The organism is Ruminococcus sp. RTP21484sp1_RTP21281st1_A8_RTP21281_210402 (assembly GCF_040914025.1).
GTDB classification, from domain to species: Bacteria; Bacillota; Clostridia; order Lachnospirales; family Lachnospiraceae; genus Blautia_A; species Blautia_A faecis.
The window spans coordinates 1-2,135 of the sequence record NZ_JBCPGE010000047.1 but is presented as its reverse complement, the minus strand read 5'-3'; the positions used below and the strand labels follow the sequence as shown (position 1 = coordinate 2,135).

Here is a 2,135-nt window from a genome sequence, read left to right as displayed (position 1 = left end):
GTGTAGGGCTTACATTGTAAGCAAAGCATGCGGGGAAAATAATAAGTCCGGCCATCAGTGCCACGAAAGTATCCAGAATACCAATCTGGATGGATTCGCCCATAAGGCTGCGGTCTTTGTCGATATAACTTCCAAAGATTGCCATTGCGCCGATCCCAAGGCTCAAGGTGAAGAATGCCTGTCCCATAGCGGCATAAATACCGGAAAGCAGTCCGTTCTCTTTCAGACGGCCAAAATCCGGGAGAAGATAGAACTTAATACCCTCGATGGCACCTGGAAGCGTACAGCTCTTAACGCAAAGAACTACCATAATAGTAAGAAGACATACCATCATAACCTTTGTGATACGCTCAACACCTTTTTGCAGTCCCATGCAGCAGGTACCAAAACCGAATGCAGTTACGATTACCATCCAGAAGGTCATTTCTCCAGGATTGGAGAGCATGGTGTTAAATACGTTTCCTACCGCTTCTGTATCAAGACCTGTGAAGGTGCCGCTTGCTATTTTAAAGAAGTAAGCCAGCATCCAGCCGCCTACAGTGGTGTAAAACATCATCAGCATATAGTTGCCAAGCATGGCTCCATAGCTGTAAAGGTGCCATTTGGTGCCCTTTGGCTCAAGGAGATGGAAGCTTCTGGCAGCGGACTTGCGGCTTGCGCGTCCGACAGCAAATTCCATAACCATAATAGGCAGTCCAAGAATTACAAGGAACAGAAGATAGATCAGTACAAATGCTGCGCCGCCGTACTGTCCTGTTATATAAGGGAAGCGCCATACATTGCCGATTCCAATGGCGCAGCCGGCTGAAATGAGAATAAATCCAAGCCGGGATGAAAACTTTTCACGTTCTTTCATGTTGATTTCCTTCCTTTTTTCTATGTATGAATTCTGTGAAAAAGTATGGGACAAAAGTCTTTTTTACAGAAGAGCACACCTTTTAACAGTATAAGAATAAAATGGGTTTTCGTCAATAAATATCTTGAAAAAGAAGGGGGAAATGCTAAAATATATAGGATGTGCTTAAGGAGTGCCTGAGAGTCAGCTGTTTCGCGCCTATGGCGCTCCCGCAGCTGCCGACCGCATTCGTAATCCGGGCCATCGCCCTACTTACTCATACGGTCTAGCCCGTTCGATATCCAAGAGTTCGCTCGTGCAAGCATGGCTCATTTTTGGCTACCGTACGGGATTTTCATAATAAAATAGTAAATAAGAAGGGAAAACGACATGTTATATATAGGAAATCATACTTCATCATCTAAAGGCTATGCAGCCATGGGACGCCAGATTGTAAAAAATGGCGGCAACACGTTTGCATTTTTTACCAGAAATCCAAGAGGAGGGAATGCTAAAGCTATTGACCCTGCAGATGTGGCGAAGTTTCAGGAGATTGCCAGGGAGCATGAATTCGGCAAAATCGTGGCGCATGCGCCTTATACCTTAAATGCCTGCGCGGCCAAAGAAAATCTGCGGGATTTTGCCAGAAATACTTTTTCGGATGATCTGAAACGCATGGAAGCCACACCAGGAAATTATTATAATTTCCATCCAGGCAGCCATGTGGGACAGGGAATAGAGGTTGGAATTCAGAAGATTGCAGAAGTGCTGAATGCAGTTCTTACTGAAGAACAGACCACTACAGTTCTTCTTGAAACCATGGCTGGAAAAGGCTCTGAGGTGGGAAGCCATTTCCAGGAGCTTCGTGCCATCATGGACCTTGTAGAAAAACGCGATAAACTTGGAATCTGCCTGGATACCTGCCATGTGTGGGATGGCGGCTACGATATTGTAAACGACCTGGACGGTGTCTTAACTGAATTCGACCGCATCATCGGTCTCGACCACTTAAAAGCCATCCACCTAAACGACAGCCTCAACCCTCTTGGCAGTCACAAAGACCGCCACGCCAGAATCGGGGAAGGCCAGATTGGTCTTGATGCCCTTGTCCGTGTCATCCGGCACCCGGCATTGGAGGGAAAGCCTTTTATTCTGGAAACGCCTAATGATGATGAGGGTTGGACAAGAGAAATTGCACTTCTTAGGGAAAGATATTCAGAATAAATTGCTATTTAGTTGATTAAAAGTTCTTCAATGCGGACGCATTTGGACAATGTGTATTACTCACTCGCCGGCGCAA

The 2,135-nt window shown here is 45.9% G+C and carries 2 protein-coding genes; one reads left to right on the top strand and one right to left on the bottom strand.

From position 1 onward, the window contains the following. Positions 1–856, bottom strand: an 856-nt coding sequence (locus tag AB5170_RS18060; protein ID WP_368365126.1) for a sodium-dependent transporter, incomplete at its 3' end; no start/stop codon positions are given. A 369-nt stretch (positions 857–1,225) separates the two neighbouring features. Between AB5170_RS18060 and AB5170_RS18055 the strand changes: the two genes are divergently transcribed. Further along, entirely contained in the window at positions 1,226–2,059 is an 834-nt protein-coding gene (locus AB5170_RS18055; RefSeq protein WP_173771390.1) for a deoxyribonuclease IV, read from the top strand. Positions 2,060–2,135 lie beyond the last annotated feature (76 nt).